This is a genomic window from Bradyrhizobium sp. IC4060, from assembly GCF_020193715.1.
Lineage (GTDB): Bacteria > Pseudomonadota > Alphaproteobacteria > Rhizobiales > Xanthobacteraceae > Bradyrhizobium > Bradyrhizobium yuanmingense.
The window spans coordinates 1-13,974 of record NZ_JADYVJ010000028.1 but is presented as its reverse complement, the minus strand read 5'-3'; the positions used below and the strand labels follow the sequence as shown (position 1 = coordinate 13,974).

The window sequence follows — 13,974 nt, the reverse complement described above, 5'->3', positions numbered from 1 at the left end:
TGCCGTCACGCCTTCTGCATCAAATGCAGTGCGTGAAACGAGGTCTCGCGTCTTGAGCAATCTGGAACTGAGCGGCATCGACCGCACCGCGATCGGTGCGGACCGCGCGCCGGCATCGCAAAGCAGCGGCGGCGCACTCGCTCCGGCCGCCGCGAAGAGCAAGCCTGGCACTCGCGGCCTTCAGCTTCTGTCGTGGCTGGCGCCGGTGGTGCTGGTCGTCATCTGGGAATGGCTGGCGCAGGCAGGATGGCTCTCGCCGCAAGTTCTGCCCGCACCGAGCAAGGTGATCCGCACCGCCTTCAAGCTTGCGACCACGGGCACACTGCTGAACGATCTCGGCGTGAGCTTGCTGCGGGCGGCGGCGGGATTCGTGATCGGCACGGCCATCGGCGGCGGCCTCGGCATTCTCGTCGGCTTCTCCCGCATCGCCGAAGCTCTGATCGACCGCAGCGTGCAGATGATCCGGGCCATCCCGTTCCTCGCAGCGCTGCCTTTGGTCATCGTCTGGCTTGGCGTCGGCGAGACCCAGAAGATCTTCCTGGTGGCCCTCGGCGTCACCTTCCCGATCTACATCAACACGGTGCTCGGTATCCGCCAGGTCGATCCCAAATTGCTCGAGCTCGGTCGCGTCCAGGGCCTGAGCTCCATTCAGCTGATCCGTCGGATCATCCTTCCCGGCGCATTGCCCTCGATCCTGACCGGCGTCCGCTATGCACTGGCGACGGCATGGCTTGCGCTGGTCGTCGCTGAAACCATCGGCGCGCAGTCGGGCATCGGCTTTCTCGCCATGGACGCGCGTGAATTCCTGCGCACCGACGTGATCGTGCTGACCATCGTGATCTATGCGCTCATCGGCGTCGCGGCCGATGGAATTGCACGCTTTCTCGAACGGCGCCTTCTCGCCTGGCATCCGAACTACGGGGCAGCACGATGAACGCTCACATCGCTTCGCTGCCGGCCGCTCCATTCGAAGCCGGACCGGCCGTCACCGTCAGCAATCTCGTGCGCAGCTACGGCAGCCGCGTGGTGATCGAAAAGCTGAACCTGCGCATCGAACGGGGCGAGTTCGTCGCCCTGCTGGGCGAAAGCGGCTGCGGCAAGACGACATTGCTGCGGGCGCTCGCCGGTCTGGACTCGATCCAGGGTGGGCGCATCGTCGCGCCGCGCCGGCCGGCGGTGGTATTCCAGGAGCACCGGCTCCTGCCCTGGGACAGCCTCTGGCGCAACGTCTCGCTTGGTTTGCAGGTGCCGGACGCACGCGAGCGCGCCGCCGAAGCGTTGACCGAGGTGGGCCTCGGCGACCGTCTCGACGATTGGCCGCGCAATCTGTCCGGCGGACAGGCCCAGCGCGTCGCGCTGGCCCGCGCGCTGGTGCAGCAACCAGAGCTTCTGCTCCTTGACGAGCCGTTTGCCGCATTGGACGCGCTCACCCGCATCCGCATGCATGAGCTCGTTCGCGAGCTCGTCGCCAATCATCAGCCGGGCGTTCTGCTCGTCACGCACGACGTCGACGAAGCGATTGCGCTGGCGGATCGCATCCTGGTGATGCGGAACGGCGCGATCGCCTACGAGCACCGCGTCGCACGAAACGGCTCGACACCGATCTCGCGCAGCAAGCTCCTTGCCGAGCTCGGCGTGAATTCGCACTCCACCCATTGATTCAGCGGAAGGCCATTATGTCCGACTCTCCCATCTCCAAGCCGTCCCGCCGCAGCTTTCTGAGCACCGCGGCCTTCGGCGTCGGCGCCCTCGCCGGCCTCAACATCGGCGATTTTGCCGAGGCCGCAACTGGCCGCACCACGGATATTGTTCGCCTGACCTGGGGCCTGAGCGGTCTCAATCTGATCGCCAAGGAACGCGGCGAGTTCGAGAAGGTGCTGGCCAAGGACGGCATCAAGGTCGAATGGCTCGGGCCCTTCCCGAACCACGCCCCGACATTGCAGGCCGTCACCGGCGGCAGCGCCGATTTCAGCTTCGGCGGCAGCACGACGCCGGCGCTGGCCGCGTCATCGCCGGTTCGCCGCTGGTGTTCACCCAGTTCGTGGTTTACGAGCCCCGCACGACGGCGATCATCGCCAAGGATGGCTCCGGCATCGATAAGGTCGAGGACCTCGTCGGCAAGTCGGTCGCGGTCAACCGCTCCGGCCTCGGCGAGTTCCTGCTGGTCGCCGCGCTCGAGAAGCACAAGGTCGACCGTTCCAAGGTCAAGTTCGTCTATCTCAATCCGCCCGATGCGGCGCCTGCGCTCGCCTCCGGCAAGGTCGACGCCTGGTCGATGTGGAGCCCCGGCGTCGATATCGCCCGGCTCGAATACAAGGCGCACGACATCTTCCTGGAAGGGAGGGACCTCGACTTCCAGATCGACTACACCTCGTACCTGACCACCCGCAAATTCGCGACCGACAACCCCGCCCTCGTGCGGGCCGTCAACGATGCGTTCCGCGCCGAAGGCAAGTGGATCTCGGAGAACGGAAAGGAGGCGGAGTACATCGCCCAGAAGGCGGGCAAGTACAGCGACGAGGTCCGCGATCAGTTCATTGCGCTGAAACGCAAGTACCGCTACTTCGGGGTCAATGACGAGCGCTTCATCAGCGAGCTGCAAAAGGCCGCCGACTGGCTGGTCGCGCGCAAGGTTCTGCCCGAGCCGGTCAAGGTCACCGACCATCTCGCCCAGCTCTAGTTAACAGGTCAGGACAATGAACAAGACCGTATCCGCCCCCTCCCTCGGCAGATCCGAGCCGTTCAAGGCCGGCTCGCCGGAGCTGGAAGCGTTGCTCAACCAGATCGCCGAAGGTGCGAGCGCGCGAGAACGCGACCGCGTGCTGCCCTTCGAAATCATCGATCTCATCCGCCGCGCCCGTCTCGGCGCGCTGCGGCTGCCAGTGAGCGCCGGCGGCGCTCTGCGATCTCTTCGCTTTCGTGATCCGCCTCGGCGAGGCCGACTCCAATGTCGCGCATATCCTGCGCAACCATTTCAGCGTGGTGGAACGGCTGGTGCGTACGCCCAAGGACGAGCAGAGCCGCGAGTGGCAGAAGGCGGTCGCGCAGGGCGCGATCATCGGGCTTGCCACCACCGAGCTCGAAAGCCCCCGCGTCGGCAATGTCACGCCGGGTACGACCTTCACGCCTGACGGAAACGGCGATTACCTCCTGAACGGGACCAAATATTACAGCACCGGCACGCTGTATTCGGACTACGTGCTCGTCCGCGCCGCCGATCCTGATGGCATCAGCGGCGCGACCATCGTCCCGATCAAGCGCGAGGGCATCGAGCTGGTCGACGATTGGGATGGGCTCGGACAGCGGCTCACCGCGACCGGCACGACGCATTTCCGCAACGTCAAGGTCAAGCGCCAGGAGATCGTCTTCGACACGCCCGACACCGGCTACGGCGTGCCTTACTCCAACACGTTCGCGCAGCTGTTCCTGACCGCGGTCGTTGCCGGTATCGCGCGCGCGACGTTGCGTGACGCCACCGCGCTCGTCCATTCGCGCAAGCGAACCTTCTATTACGCGCCCACAGAAGTTCCGACGGATGATCCCCTGCTGCAGCAGACCGTCGGCCAGATCGCCAGCGGGGCGTTTGCGGCCGAAACGGTTGTGCTGGCGGCCGCCGAGGCGCTCGACATCGCGACGGATGCCTTCGACTTCGGTGCATCGAACGCCGCGGAGGCCGCCCACACCGCCGCCCTGCTCTCGGCCAAGGCCAAGATCATCGCGGACGATTTCGCCATCCGCGGCGGCAGCCTGCTGTTCGATGTCGGCGGCGCGTCGGCGACCAAGAAGGTCACCAATTTCGACCGGCACTGGCGCAATGCGCGCACGCTGTCCTCGCACAATCCGACCACCTACAAGGCGCGCTCGATCGGCCAGTACGAAATCAGCGGCACGCCGCTGCCGGCGAAGGGCTTCTTCTAGGCAGGATGGCGCCTTTATCCGACGGTCCGACGCAAGGAGAGACAGACATGTGAAGGTCGGACATCCATCTCGTCAATGAGATCGAGCACCAGTTCCGCGCCGTGATGCGCCGGCTCGCCGGTGGCGTCAGTATCATCACGGCCGCCGCGACGCCGACATCACGGGAATGACGGTCACGTCGCTGACCTCGCTGAGCGCCAGCCCGCCGCGTGTGCTGGTCAGCGTCAACCGCCAGGCCTCTTCTTTTGCCCCGATCGAGCGTCACAGGGTGTTCGGGGTCAACATTCTCGGATCCGACCAGCAGGAGCTCGCGAGCCGATTCAGCAATGGCAGGCTGAAGGGGGCCCAGCGCTATGAAGGCGTCGCCTGGACGGCTGGGCCGTCCGGCGTTCCCCTGCTCGGCAATTCACTGGCGACGGTCGAGTGCCAGGTGGAGGAGATCATCGAGCGATACTCGCATGGGATAATCGTCGGCAGTATCTTGAGCTTCGAACTGTCGCCCCAGCTGTCGGGGCTGGTATACTGGAACGGTCAATATATCGAGATAAAGCACGATTTCGACCTGGATTTGCTCGCCGAGATCAGCATCCCCCTGGCGCATGTCAGGTAGGAGCGCTCCTGCGGCTTCTCGATCTCCGGCATCAAACGAGGGCAGCATGAAACGCGAATCCCGACATCGGACCTGGAGCCGACGTCCAGGCGGTGGCAGCTCGACCGGATCGTGGCCGAGCTACGCGTCTCCCGGAAGGAGACACACAGCATCCGCAGGGACGGCGAAGCACGCCAAGCCCCATCGCGCGAAGCGCTGGAGGCCGTCCTCGATGGCCTCACGGCGGCACTGTTTCCACGGCATTACGGTCGCTCCGAGCTCGACGGCGAGAATATCGACTATTTCGTCGGAAACACCCTCGCCATCGCCCTGGACTCGCTGTGCGACCAGATCCATCGCGGTGCCCTCTTCATCGGCGACGAGCTCACCGCCGGATTCCGCCGCGAGGACGCCGTCGAACTGACCCGGACATTCGGCTCGCGACTGCCGATCGTGCGCGGGCTTCTCATCAATGACCTCAGGGCCGCCTTCGTCGGTGACCCCGCCGCCCGGAATTTTCCCGAGATCCTGATCGGCTATCCCGGGATGACGGCAATCATTCATCACCGCCTCGCCCATATCCTGCACGGGCTGGGCGCCCGGCTGATCGCTCGCCTGGTCGCCGAGATCGCGCATACCCGCACCGGGATCGACATTCACCCCGGCGCGAGCATCGGCTCTGGCTTCTTCATCGACCACGGCACCGGCGTGGTGATCGGCGAGACCGCCATCATCGGCGACAACGTCCGCGTCTATCAGGCCGTCACGCTCGGCGCTCGTCACTTTCCGACCGACGACGATGGCAGCTTGATCAAGGGCGACGCCCGCCATCCGATCCTGGAAGACGATGTCGTCATCTATGCCGGCGCTACGATCTTGGGCCGGATCACCATCGGCCGCGGATCGACGATCGGCGGCAATGTCTGGCTGACCCACAGTGTGCCGCCGAACAGTATCGTGACCCAGGCCACGGTCCGCAATAAGCAAGGCTAGGGCTTCTTGTTTCTACGCGTTTTCTTGACGCGAACCGGTATCCACTTCGCTCGAAAACGCTAGATGGCCGGCGCCTTCCAGCGCATCAGGCGACGCTCCAGTGCCTCCAGGATTGCGTTGAAGGAGAGGCCGATCACCGTGATGCCGAGGATGCCGAAATACATCTGCGGGATCAGGAAGCTGTACTGGCTGTTGATGATGAGATAACCCAGCCCCGATTTCGCACCGACCATCTCGGACGCGACCAGCACCAGCATCGCCGAGGCGCTTGCCAGGCGGATGCCGACGAAGATGGTCGGCAGCGACGCCGGCAGGATCACTTTCCGGAACAATTGGCTCGGCGTCGCCCCCATCGTCCGTGCCGACTTGACCAGGAGCGGATCGACCTGGCGGACTGCAGCGATCGTGTTCAGCAGCAGCGGCCAGGCGCAGCTGTAGACCACCATGGTGACCTTCGAGAGCTCGCCGATCCCGAGCAGCAGGATGAAAACCGGCAGCAGCGCCAGCGGCGCCGTGTTGCGCGCGATCTCGATGATCTGGCTCAGGAGATTGCCCAGCCCGACATACCATCCCGTCAACACACCCAACGGCACGAACAGGGCAATGGCGATCAGAAAACCGCTCAGGGCACGAAGCAGGCTTGCCCCGATGTGGTCGTAGAGCTCTCCCGACTGTGCAAGCTGCCAGCCCGCGGCGATCACCTCGGAGAACGGCGGCAGGAAGGTCACATCGATGAGACCGAGGCGCGGCGCCGTTTCCCAGAGGGCCAGGAACAGCAGCAACAGCGGGGATCGCTGTCCAATGATGCCGAGCCATCGCACCAGGCTACCCGTCGCCGCGGCAACTACGCCGGCGCGTTGCCTGGCCCGGTCTTTCGGGCTGCCCTCGGCCAGTTCCATCAAGGTCAGGATCTCCAGATTAGACATGAGCGAGCTCCTTCGCCTTTGCCACGCGCTCGCCATCCGATGCTGCCACCTGGGAGCCCTGCGCCTTCAAGACCTCGTCGCGCAGCAAGGACCACACTTCGTGCCTGACATGCCCGAACCCGGGCAACGAGCGAACGTCCTCGGTCTCGCTGTGCAACTCATCGGGAATATCGATGACTTGCTTGATGCGGCCGGGACGCGAGGTCATCACCGCCACGCGCTGACCAAGGACCACGGCTTCATCGATGCCGTGCGTGATGAACAGGATGGTCTTTCCCGTGCGGCGCCAGATGCGCAGCAGCTCGCCTTGCAGTGTCTCCCGCGTCTGTGCATCGAGCGCCGCAAACGGCTCATCCATCAGCAGCACCTCCGGATCGTAGGCAAGGCTGCGGGCGATCGCGACGCGTTGCTTCATGCCGCCGGAGAGCTCGTGCGGATAGCGGTCGGCAAAGCCGGACAGCCCGACGAGATCGAGATAGTGCAGCGCCCTTTCCCGCCGCTCCCTGGCCTTCAGGCCGGCAATGTCGAGCCCGAACTCGACATTCTGCGCGGCCGTGCGCCAGGGAAACAGCGCGTATTGCTGGAACACGATGCCGCGGTCCCGCGCCGGGCCCTCGATGACCCCGCCATCGAGCAGGATGCGACCGCTGCTCGGTGTCGTTAGGCCGCCGAGCAGGTCCAGCAGGGTCGACTTGCCGCAGCCGCTCGGCCCGACCAACGCAAGGAATTCGCCGGTCCGCACATCCAGTGTGATGTCGTCAAGCGCGGTGAAGCGCTGCGCCGGCCCGCCATCCCTGCCGCGGACCAGGAAGTCCTTGCGCACGTGCTCGAAGCGGATCTTGGCCGTCGTCATTTGGCCTCCGCGGTCTCGCCCGGGCGGAAATAGTTGAACGCGTTGGTGAAGATGTCCGACGGCTTGAGCTGGTCCTGCTTCAGCAGGCCATCCCTGACCAGCCAGTCGATCCAGACCTGGAGCTCGGCATCGCCGATCACGCCGCCCTTGGTCGCGACGCCCGTGCTCCTCCAGTACTTGATCGGGGTGGCGTCCTCGTTGCGCTTGCGCTCGGCGATGACGCGCTCGAAGCGGGCACGGACCTCCTCCGGCGGCGTTGTCTGAGCCCAGTCGATGGCACGAGACACGCCCTCGATCAGCTTGCGGGACGTGTTCGGATTGTCCTTGATGAACTTGTCCCCCAGCACATAGGCCCCTCCGGTGAAGTTCCCGAAGACGTCGGTATCCGCAAACAGCCGGCGAATGCCGCCGCGCTCGAGTGCCTTGTCACGCAGGACGCCGCCGAGCGTGCTAAGCTCGACCTGCCCCTGCCGCAGCGCCTGCTCACCGGTGACCGGCGGGATCGCGACCAGCGTCACCTGTTTCGCCTCCGCCGGCGTCAGGCCGTTGCGAGCCAGGTACTCGCGCAGCACGAATTCATGGTGCGCTCCCAGCGTGTTGACCGCGACCTTCTTGCCGATCAGGTCCCGCGCGGTCTTGATCGGACTATCCTCCTTCACGTAGTAGCCGCTGTAGGTGTTGTCGTCCGAACCGTAATAGCCGACCACCGCCTTGATCGGCGCCTTGGCGGCGATCAGCTTGATGATCGCGCCGTAGAACGCACCGCCGATGTCGATATCGCCGGTGACCACGGTCTGAATATCCTGCGGACCGCTGATGGTGTTGCCGACCCATTTCAGCTTGAGCGGCGCGAGATAGCCGAGGTCGTCAGCCAGCTCGATGAAGGTCACCTGCCCGGCCCAACCCTGGTAACGGATCTCGCTCTTCTCGAGCTGCGGCTCGGCCATGGCGCTGCCAACGAACCCCGTCAGACCGAGGGCCGCGAGGCCGAGTTGCCGGCCTCGTGCACGGAGCCCGGCAACCAGCCGGCGCAGAGCGGAGATAGCAATTCTCATTGTATTCACTCCCTTGCTTATTTCAGGCGGCTTTTGCTTGCGGCTTGGTCGACTTGATCGGGGTGACGCTCTGCCGGCCGTCGACGCTGACCGGCACCTCGCCATCAATGGTCGCGCGGCGCACGACGCGATGCTGATCGCCGTAATCATTGACCGCGTAATGCTGGGTCGCGCGATTATCCCAGATGACGACATCCCCCTGCCGCCAGCTCCAGCGAACCGCGTTCTCCGGCGCCGTGATGTGCGACTGGAACAGGTCAAACAGCTTCTGGCCGTCGTATTTCGACAGGCCAACGAAGCGCTGGACGAAGTTGCCCAGCACCAGCGTGCGCTCGCCGGTCTCAGGGTGGACGCGAACGACGGGGTGTTCGGTCTCGTAGATTGTACCGGTGAACACCTCCTCGAAGTGTTTTCTGTCGGCCTCGCTCGCACGGGTCTTGACTGCATAGTCATAGGCATTGCTGTGCACCGCCCAGAGCTCGTCGGCGAGCTTGCGCAGCGGCGCCGGCAGGTCGAGATAGGCGGCAGCCGTGTTCGACCAGATCGTGTCGCCGCCGAACTCGGGGATCACGACGCCGCGCAGAACCGAGATCTTCGGATAGGCGTCGACGAAGGTGACATCGGTATGCCACTGGTCCGCACGGCCGCCTCCGCGCGCGGAGTCGAGCTCGAGGATCGAGGCCGTGCCCTTGGTGGCGCCGACCGTCGGATGCGGCACCAGATTGCCGAGCCGATGGGCAAAACGCTCCTGCTCGGCATCGTCGAGATGATTTTGGTCACGGAAGAAGATGACTTTGTGCTCCAGCAGCACCTGATTGATCGCTGCAATAAATCGATCCGGCAGATCGCCCGAAAGCTTGATATTCCTGATTTCGGCGCCGATACGGGCCGACCGTTTCACGATATCCGCGCGCGGAATGACGTTGTCGATGGTGATTCCGTCAGTCATGTCACTTTCCCCGATGCCGCGATCCATTTGGACAAGGCTCCGCCGTTCGCCGATCGCAGTTGCGATGACGGAGTGAAGGACAATGATGGTGCGATCGATCCTCTTGCGAGACTGCCGTCCGCTCTGACGGCAATCCCGTCTGGCGGGACCTTTCCGTGGGAGGCTACATCAATGCAGCCTCGTGCTCAGTCAGAGAATGCTAGCTCACGGATTTCGGAAATGGCTTCCAAAGATTGAACAGTGCGGGGAATAGTTGCATTCGCGAAAACAGCGACAGAAGAACGCAGAACCGCTCTCGGCGTAACCGCGGTGTCGCCGCCGCTTAGATGGTCGTCTGGACGTGCGCATCTCGAGTCCACAAACAGTCGCGCCACGTGCGATCTCCGCTTGCAGGCTTTCCCGAAAGTTCATGCTCGCATCGAACTCAACAACGCAATTCCATTCCATCGACAACGATGCGAGCGCCGACATAGATTTTGCCCAGGCCGCATACGGGGCGTTTCGACATGAGCAATCAACGGCAGCTTGTTCTCAATCTCTTCATCTATCCCGGCGGCCATCACGAAGCTGCCTGGCGCTACAAGGGATCGTCCGCGGAGCGCATTCTCGACATCACCTATTATCAGGAGCTGGCACAGCGCGCCGAGGCGAGCAAGTTCGAGGCGATCTTCTTTGCCGACGGGCCGGCGCTAGCCGACAACGTCCGCTACGCCCAGCGTTTTCGCTTCGAGCCGATCACCTGGCTGGCTGCGATCGCCGCGGTGACGAAGCGTATCGGCCTGATCGCGACGGCATCGACCACCTATACCGAGCCCTACAATCTCGCGCGCCTGTTCGCCTCGCTCGACCACCTGAGCAAGGGCCGGGCCGGCTGGAATATCGTGACGACCAGCGCGCCGCAGGCTGCGCAAAACTTTGGATTGCCCGAGCACCCGCCTCACCACGAGCGCTACGAGCGCGCCCGCGAATATCTCGACGTGATCTCGCGGCTCTGGGACAGCTGGGAGGACGATGCGCTCGTCAACGACCCTGTCTCGGGCGTCTTCGCCGAGACCAGCAAGATTCACACGCTCGATCATGTCGGCAAGCATTTTCGGGTTCGGGGCCCGTTGAACATCTCGCGCACGCCGCAGGGCCGGCCGGTTTATGTGCAGGCTGGCTCCTCCGACGATGGTCGCGCCTTCGCTGCCCGTTTCGCGGAAGCCATCTTCACCGCGCACCAGACGCTGGACTCCGCCAAGTCCTTTTATGCGGACATCAAGCGGCAGGCCCGCACCTTCGACCGCGGCCCTGACGAGATCAAGATCCTGCCCGGCATCAGCCCCTTCATCGGCAGCACGCAAGCCGAGGCCGACCGCCTTCAGGACGAGTTCAATGAGCTGATCCAGCCGGAATATTCCCTGACGCAGCTGCGCCAGATGATCGGAATCGATCTCACCGGCTACGATCTCGACGGTCCCGTGCCGCGCCATCTGATCGACACCGCCAGTGCGCGCGGCGTCGCCAGCCGTTTCAAGCTCGTCGTCGACATCGTCGATCGCGAGAAGCCGACGATCCGCCAACTCGTCCAGCGCCTCGCCGGCGCGCGCGGCCATTGGGTAATCGCCGGCACGCCGGAGAAGATCGCCGACAACATCCAGGCCTGGTTCGAGGGCGGTGCGGCGGACGGCTTCAACGTGATGCCGCCCTGGCTTCCCGGCGGGTTCGATGTCTTCGCCGAGCAGGTCGTCCCGATCCTGCGCAAGCGCGGCTTGTTCCGCGAGGACTACACCGGCACGACGCTGCGCGAGCATTACGGCCTCGCCCGCCCCTCCAGCATCTACTCCAACCAGGTCAAGGCGATCGCCTGACACCGCTCTCCCTCCAATCTGGAAAACCGCAAAAAAACATGAAGACCGCATTGTTCCTCCTCTCCGGCCTTTTGGCTCTCTCCCCGCTCGCCGCCGAAAACTCCATGGCGCAGCAACCCGCGAAGCCCGAATTGCGGGTCGGCTTCGTGCCGGGGCCGTACATCGACGAGTTCAAGATCGGCGTCGAGCCCGAGCTCAAGAAGAAGGGCTACAAGATCCGCTACGTCGAATTCTCGACCGGCCTTGAAGCCAACAACGCGGTGTTCAAGTCCGAGATCGATGCCAATGTGATGCAGCACACGGTCTTCCTCGAGTCCTACAACGAGCGCCAGAAGACCGATCTCGTCGGCATTGTCCATGTCCCGACGCCCCCGATGGGCCTCTATTCGAAGAAGCACCCGCTGGGCACGCCGATCAAGCCGGGCTCCAGCGTCGCCGTGCCGAACGATCCCGTCAACCTCCAGCGCGCGCTTTGGGTGCTGCGCGATCTCGGCCTGATCGAGATTCGCGACAGCAAGCCGGTCGACGTCACCGAGCTCGATGTCATCAAGAATCCAGGCGGCATCAAGATCGTGCCGCTCGAGGCAGCGCAGGCGCCGCGGGCGCTCGACGATGTCGACTTCGCCGCTGTCCAGGGCAATTTTGCGATCTTCAGCGGTCTGAAGCTGACCAATGCCTTTGCGCTGGAGAAGATGACCACGCCCTACATCAACGTGCTCGCAGTGAAGAAGGCCAACGCCGATGCCGAATGGGCCCAGGACATCGTCGCCGCTTACAAATCGCCGACGTTCAAGACGGCGATCTTGGCCGACCGCTTCTATGACGGGTTCACCCTGCCCGACTACATGAAGTGAGGGGATCGCGGAAAAGCAGTGAGACGCGGCCTCAGCATGTTCGCGTTCACACTGGAGTGGACGCGTGTTCGTTCTCCCGCTGAGCGGGCGACCGACGCGCGAGCGGTGACCGATCGCATCGGCTGGCATGAAGCCTTGATCCTGCCGCTGGTGCTGCTGATCGCGTTCCTGTTCGTGCTCGGCCTGATGACGCGCCTGCACCTGCATGAGCGCGCCGACCGGAGCCTGATGTATGCATCGTTCGGCAGCATGGGTCTGCCCATGCTGCCGACGGTGCCGGACTCCTGCCGCAGACCGCTGAACGCCGGTTCCACACAGCAGCTGCGGCACGCCGACGTGCTCGCGTTGCTCGCGAACGACTGATCCAATCCTCCGCATTCCGTCCACTGCGTGAAAATCGTTCCTTGCGAAACGGCACCAGGGAATATCTTGCTCGAACAGATGACAGTCTCAGTACGATCCAACCAAACTGAACGTGGTCAACGGCTGACGATGTTCAACATGTTGCCGCTCGTGTTAGCCTTGTCGGGTTCTCGCCCTACAATGTTGTCCGGAGTGAACATGAGCTACATCATCTCGCTGCATTCAAGCTTTGCCAGCTGGTTCGAACAGGCACGCGAGTGGTTCCGGCACTCACTGCAGCCGCAGACGGGTGGCCCGAACGATGAACGATGCAGCCCTCAGGATGACCTTTACGAGTTCTTCCTGTTCGGACCCCACGGCTGACAACCCTGCCTAAGCGCCGGTCCCCACCTCCACTGACAAAAAGGTAATCAGACAATGTCCGACGCTGCGCTGCAGCTCGCCGAGACGGGCCGCCGCCTCGATGCCATCGACCGCAAGATCCTGACGGTGCTTCAGGAGGACGCCTCACTGTCCGTGGCCGAAATCGGCGACCGGGTCGGCCTGTCCTCCACGCCCTGCTGGAAGCGCATCCAGCGCCTGGAGGCCGACGGCGTGATCCTGAAGCGCGTTGCGCTGGTCGACCAGAACAAGATCGGCCTCGGCCTTTCGGTGTTCGTCTCGATGGAAAGCTCCGATCACTCCGATGGCTGGCTGAAGCGTTTCGCCGCTGCCGTTAGCGCTATACCCGAGGTGATGGAAGAACCAGCCGACGCTTCCAGCTCGGTAGACGCGGAGGAAACGGTTCCGACAATTTCCCCGATGGCCGCCTCGAAGGCATCTGCAAGCCGGCGCATGTCGGACTTTCGTTACTTGGCAGAGATACGATCATGAGCTGCCTTGGCTTCGGTTTCCGCTTGCGCCTTCTCGGCCGCTTTCACCTTAAACCTTTCGACCGCGCCCGCGATTTCGCCGATTTCGTCCTTGCGGCCAACACCGTGGAGCACAACATTGGAATTGCCTTCGGCCAAGTCCAGCATCGAGGCTCTCAGCTCCCGGATCGGATGCTAATGCTGCGCGACGTAAGCACCGAGAGGGCGAGCCCCAGGAGCAAGCTGAGAGCACCAAGATCAGAGCAATCATTACGCCCAATCCAAGGTCTTCTTCTGACCTCAACGCAGTGGCTTTCGAAGCCTTCTCGTAATCACTTGCGAGCGGCTCTGCGAGCTCGTCAACCCGCTTTCCGGCCGCGAGCGCAGAGCTTACGGCGACCAACTACCGGGCCGGGCGTAAAGACCTTCTACTGACAACCTGAATCAGAACGAGAGAGGCGAAATGCCTTGGCCTGGTGATCAGTCCAGCGGCCGGATATTCTGGTTCATGCGGAAGAAGTTCGTCGGATCGTATTTCGCTTTGATCTGCTGCAGGCGCCTGTAGTTCCGCCCATAAGCAGCGGCAACCGGATCGCCTGTCTCATCATCATCGAGATAATTGACATAGCGTCCAGAAGCGAAAAACGGCCGCATCCTTTCATAGGTTGCGCGTGCCCACGAGATGCTGCGGCTGGTATCGCTGGCCTGCGTCCATTGCGCGAGGATCAGGAAATTGTAGCCCTCCTGCCGATGCACAAATGCCGTATCCCCGG

Annotated in this window: 15 protein-coding genes and 2 pseudogenes; 11 read left to right on the top strand and 6 right to left on the bottom strand. The window is 63.5% G+C overall.

Going from position 1 to position 13,974, the window contains the following annotated elements; all coding sequences use genetic code 11:
* Positions 1 to 187 precede the first annotated feature (187 nt).
* From I6F16_RS36350 to epsC, 6 genes and pseudogenes are all read left to right on the top strand, one after another.
* Complete coding sequence (locus I6F16_RS36350) at positions 188 to 934, top strand: ABC transporter permease subunit (RefSeq protein ID WP_225174650.1); 747 nt, start codon at positions 188 to 190, stop codon at positions 932 to 934.
* Complete coding sequence (locus I6F16_RS36345; RefSeq protein ID WP_225174632.1) at positions 931 to 1,659, top strand: ABC transporter ATP-binding protein; 729 nt, start codon at positions 931 to 933, stop codon at positions 1,657 to 1,659. The genes I6F16_RS36350 and I6F16_RS36345 overlap by 4 nt, the downstream gene beginning before the upstream one ends.
* Before the next feature lie 17 nt (positions 1,660 to 1,676).
* A pseudogene (locus I6F16_RS36340) lies at positions 1,677 to 2,680 on the top strand (NrtA/SsuA/CpmA family ABC transporter substrate-binding protein).
* A 239-nt stretch (positions 2,681 to 2,919) separates the two neighbouring features.
* A complete protein-coding gene (locus I6F16_RS38335) occupies positions 2,920 to 3,918 on the top strand; it encodes an acyl-CoA dehydrogenase family protein (protein WP_225174631.1) in 999 nt (332 codons plus the stop codon).
* Between the two features lie 104 nt (positions 3,919 to 4,022).
* Positions 4,023 to 4,528: pseudogene (locus I6F16_RS36330) on the top strand (flavin reductase family protein).
* A gap of 111 nt (positions 4,529 to 4,639) precedes the next feature.
* Positions 4,640 to 5,500 (top strand): serine O-acetyltransferase EpsC, encoded by an 861-nt coding sequence (epsC, locus tag I6F16_RS36325; RefSeq protein WP_346656618.1) that lies wholly within the window; start codon positions 4,640 to 4,642, stop codon positions 5,498 to 5,500.
* 59 nt (positions 5,501 to 5,559) lie between these two features.
* On the opposite strand, the gene I6F16_RS36320 is transcribed toward epsC, so the two are convergent.
* From I6F16_RS36320 to I6F16_RS36305, 4 genes are read right to left on the bottom strand one after another with little or no spacing between them, the layout of a single operon-like run.
* Positions 5,560 to 6,426 carry an ABC transporter permease gene (locus I6F16_RS36320; protein ID WP_225174630.1) on the bottom strand — a complete coding sequence of 289 codons (867 nt, stop codon included), beginning with the start codon at positions 6,424 to 6,426 and terminating at the stop codon, positions 5,560 to 5,562.
* Positions 6,419 to 7,279, bottom strand: a complete 861-nt coding sequence (locus I6F16_RS36315) for an ABC transporter ATP-binding protein (protein ID WP_225133318.1) — start codon at positions 7,277 to 7,279, stop codon at positions 6,419 to 6,421. Before I6F16_RS36315 ends, I6F16_RS36320 begins: the two co-directional genes overlap by 8 nt.
* Positions 7,276 to 8,334 carry an ABC transporter substrate-binding protein gene (locus I6F16_RS36310; RefSeq protein ID WP_225174629.1) on the bottom strand — a complete coding sequence of 353 codons (1,059 nt, stop codon included), beginning with the start codon at positions 8,332 to 8,334 and terminating at the stop codon, positions 7,276 to 7,278. The genes I6F16_RS36315 and I6F16_RS36310 overlap by 4 nt, the downstream gene beginning before the upstream one ends.
* A 22-nt stretch (positions 8,335 to 8,356) precedes the next feature.
* Entirely contained in the window at positions 8,357 to 9,283 is a 927-nt protein-coding gene (locus I6F16_RS36305) for a TauD/TfdA family dioxygenase (RefSeq protein WP_225174628.1), read from the bottom strand.
* 506 nt (positions 9,284 to 9,789) lie between these two features.
* Between I6F16_RS36305 and I6F16_RS36300 the strand changes: the two genes are divergently transcribed.
* The 5 genes from I6F16_RS36300 to I6F16_RS36280 all read left to right on the top strand — a co-directional run bounded on the left by I6F16_RS36300 (position 9,790) and on the right by I6F16_RS36280 (position 13,223).
* On the top strand, positions 9,790 to 11,133 hold the full coding sequence (locus I6F16_RS36300; RefSeq protein ID WP_225174627.1) for an LLM class flavin-dependent oxidoreductase: 1,344 nt from the start codon (positions 9,790 to 9,792) through the stop codon (positions 11,131 to 11,133).
* 38 nt (positions 11,134 to 11,171) lie between these two features.
* A complete protein-coding gene (locus I6F16_RS36295; protein WP_225174626.1) occupies positions 11,172 to 11,987 on the top strand; it encodes a MetQ/NlpA family ABC transporter substrate-binding protein in 816 nt (271 codons plus the stop codon).
* A 36-nt stretch (positions 11,988 to 12,023) separates the two neighbouring features.
* Positions 12,024 to 12,350: a hypothetical protein gene (locus I6F16_RS36290; RefSeq protein WP_225156413.1), complete on the top strand. Its 327-nt coding sequence runs from the start codon at positions 12,024 to 12,026 to the stop codon at positions 12,348 to 12,350.
* A gap of 198 nt (positions 12,351 to 12,548) precedes the next feature.
* Positions 12,549 to 12,713, top strand: a complete 165-nt coding sequence (locus tag I6F16_RS36285) for a hypothetical protein (protein ID WP_225174625.1) — start codon at positions 12,549 to 12,551, stop codon at positions 12,711 to 12,713.
* 54 nt (positions 12,714 to 12,767) lie between these two features.
* Positions 12,768 to 13,223 carry an Lrp/AsnC family transcriptional regulator gene (locus tag I6F16_RS36280; protein WP_225174624.1) on the top strand — a complete coding sequence of 152 codons (456 nt, stop codon included), beginning with the start codon at positions 12,768 to 12,770 and terminating at the stop codon, positions 13,221 to 13,223.
* Here the strand turns inward: I6F16_RS36280 and I6F16_RS36275 are convergent.
* Together I6F16_RS36275 and I6F16_RS36270 are read right to left on the bottom strand one after the other, a co-directional pair.
* Entirely contained in the window at positions 13,199 to 13,390 is a 192-nt protein-coding gene (locus tag I6F16_RS36275) for a HAMP domain-containing protein (protein ID WP_346656620.1), read from the bottom strand. The genes I6F16_RS36280 and I6F16_RS36275 overlap by 25 nt on opposite strands.
* Before the next feature lie 291 nt (positions 13,391 to 13,681).
* The coding region (locus I6F16_RS36270) for a BBE domain-containing protein (protein WP_225174623.1) at positions 13,682 to 13,974 on the bottom strand (293 nt) is incomplete at its 5' end.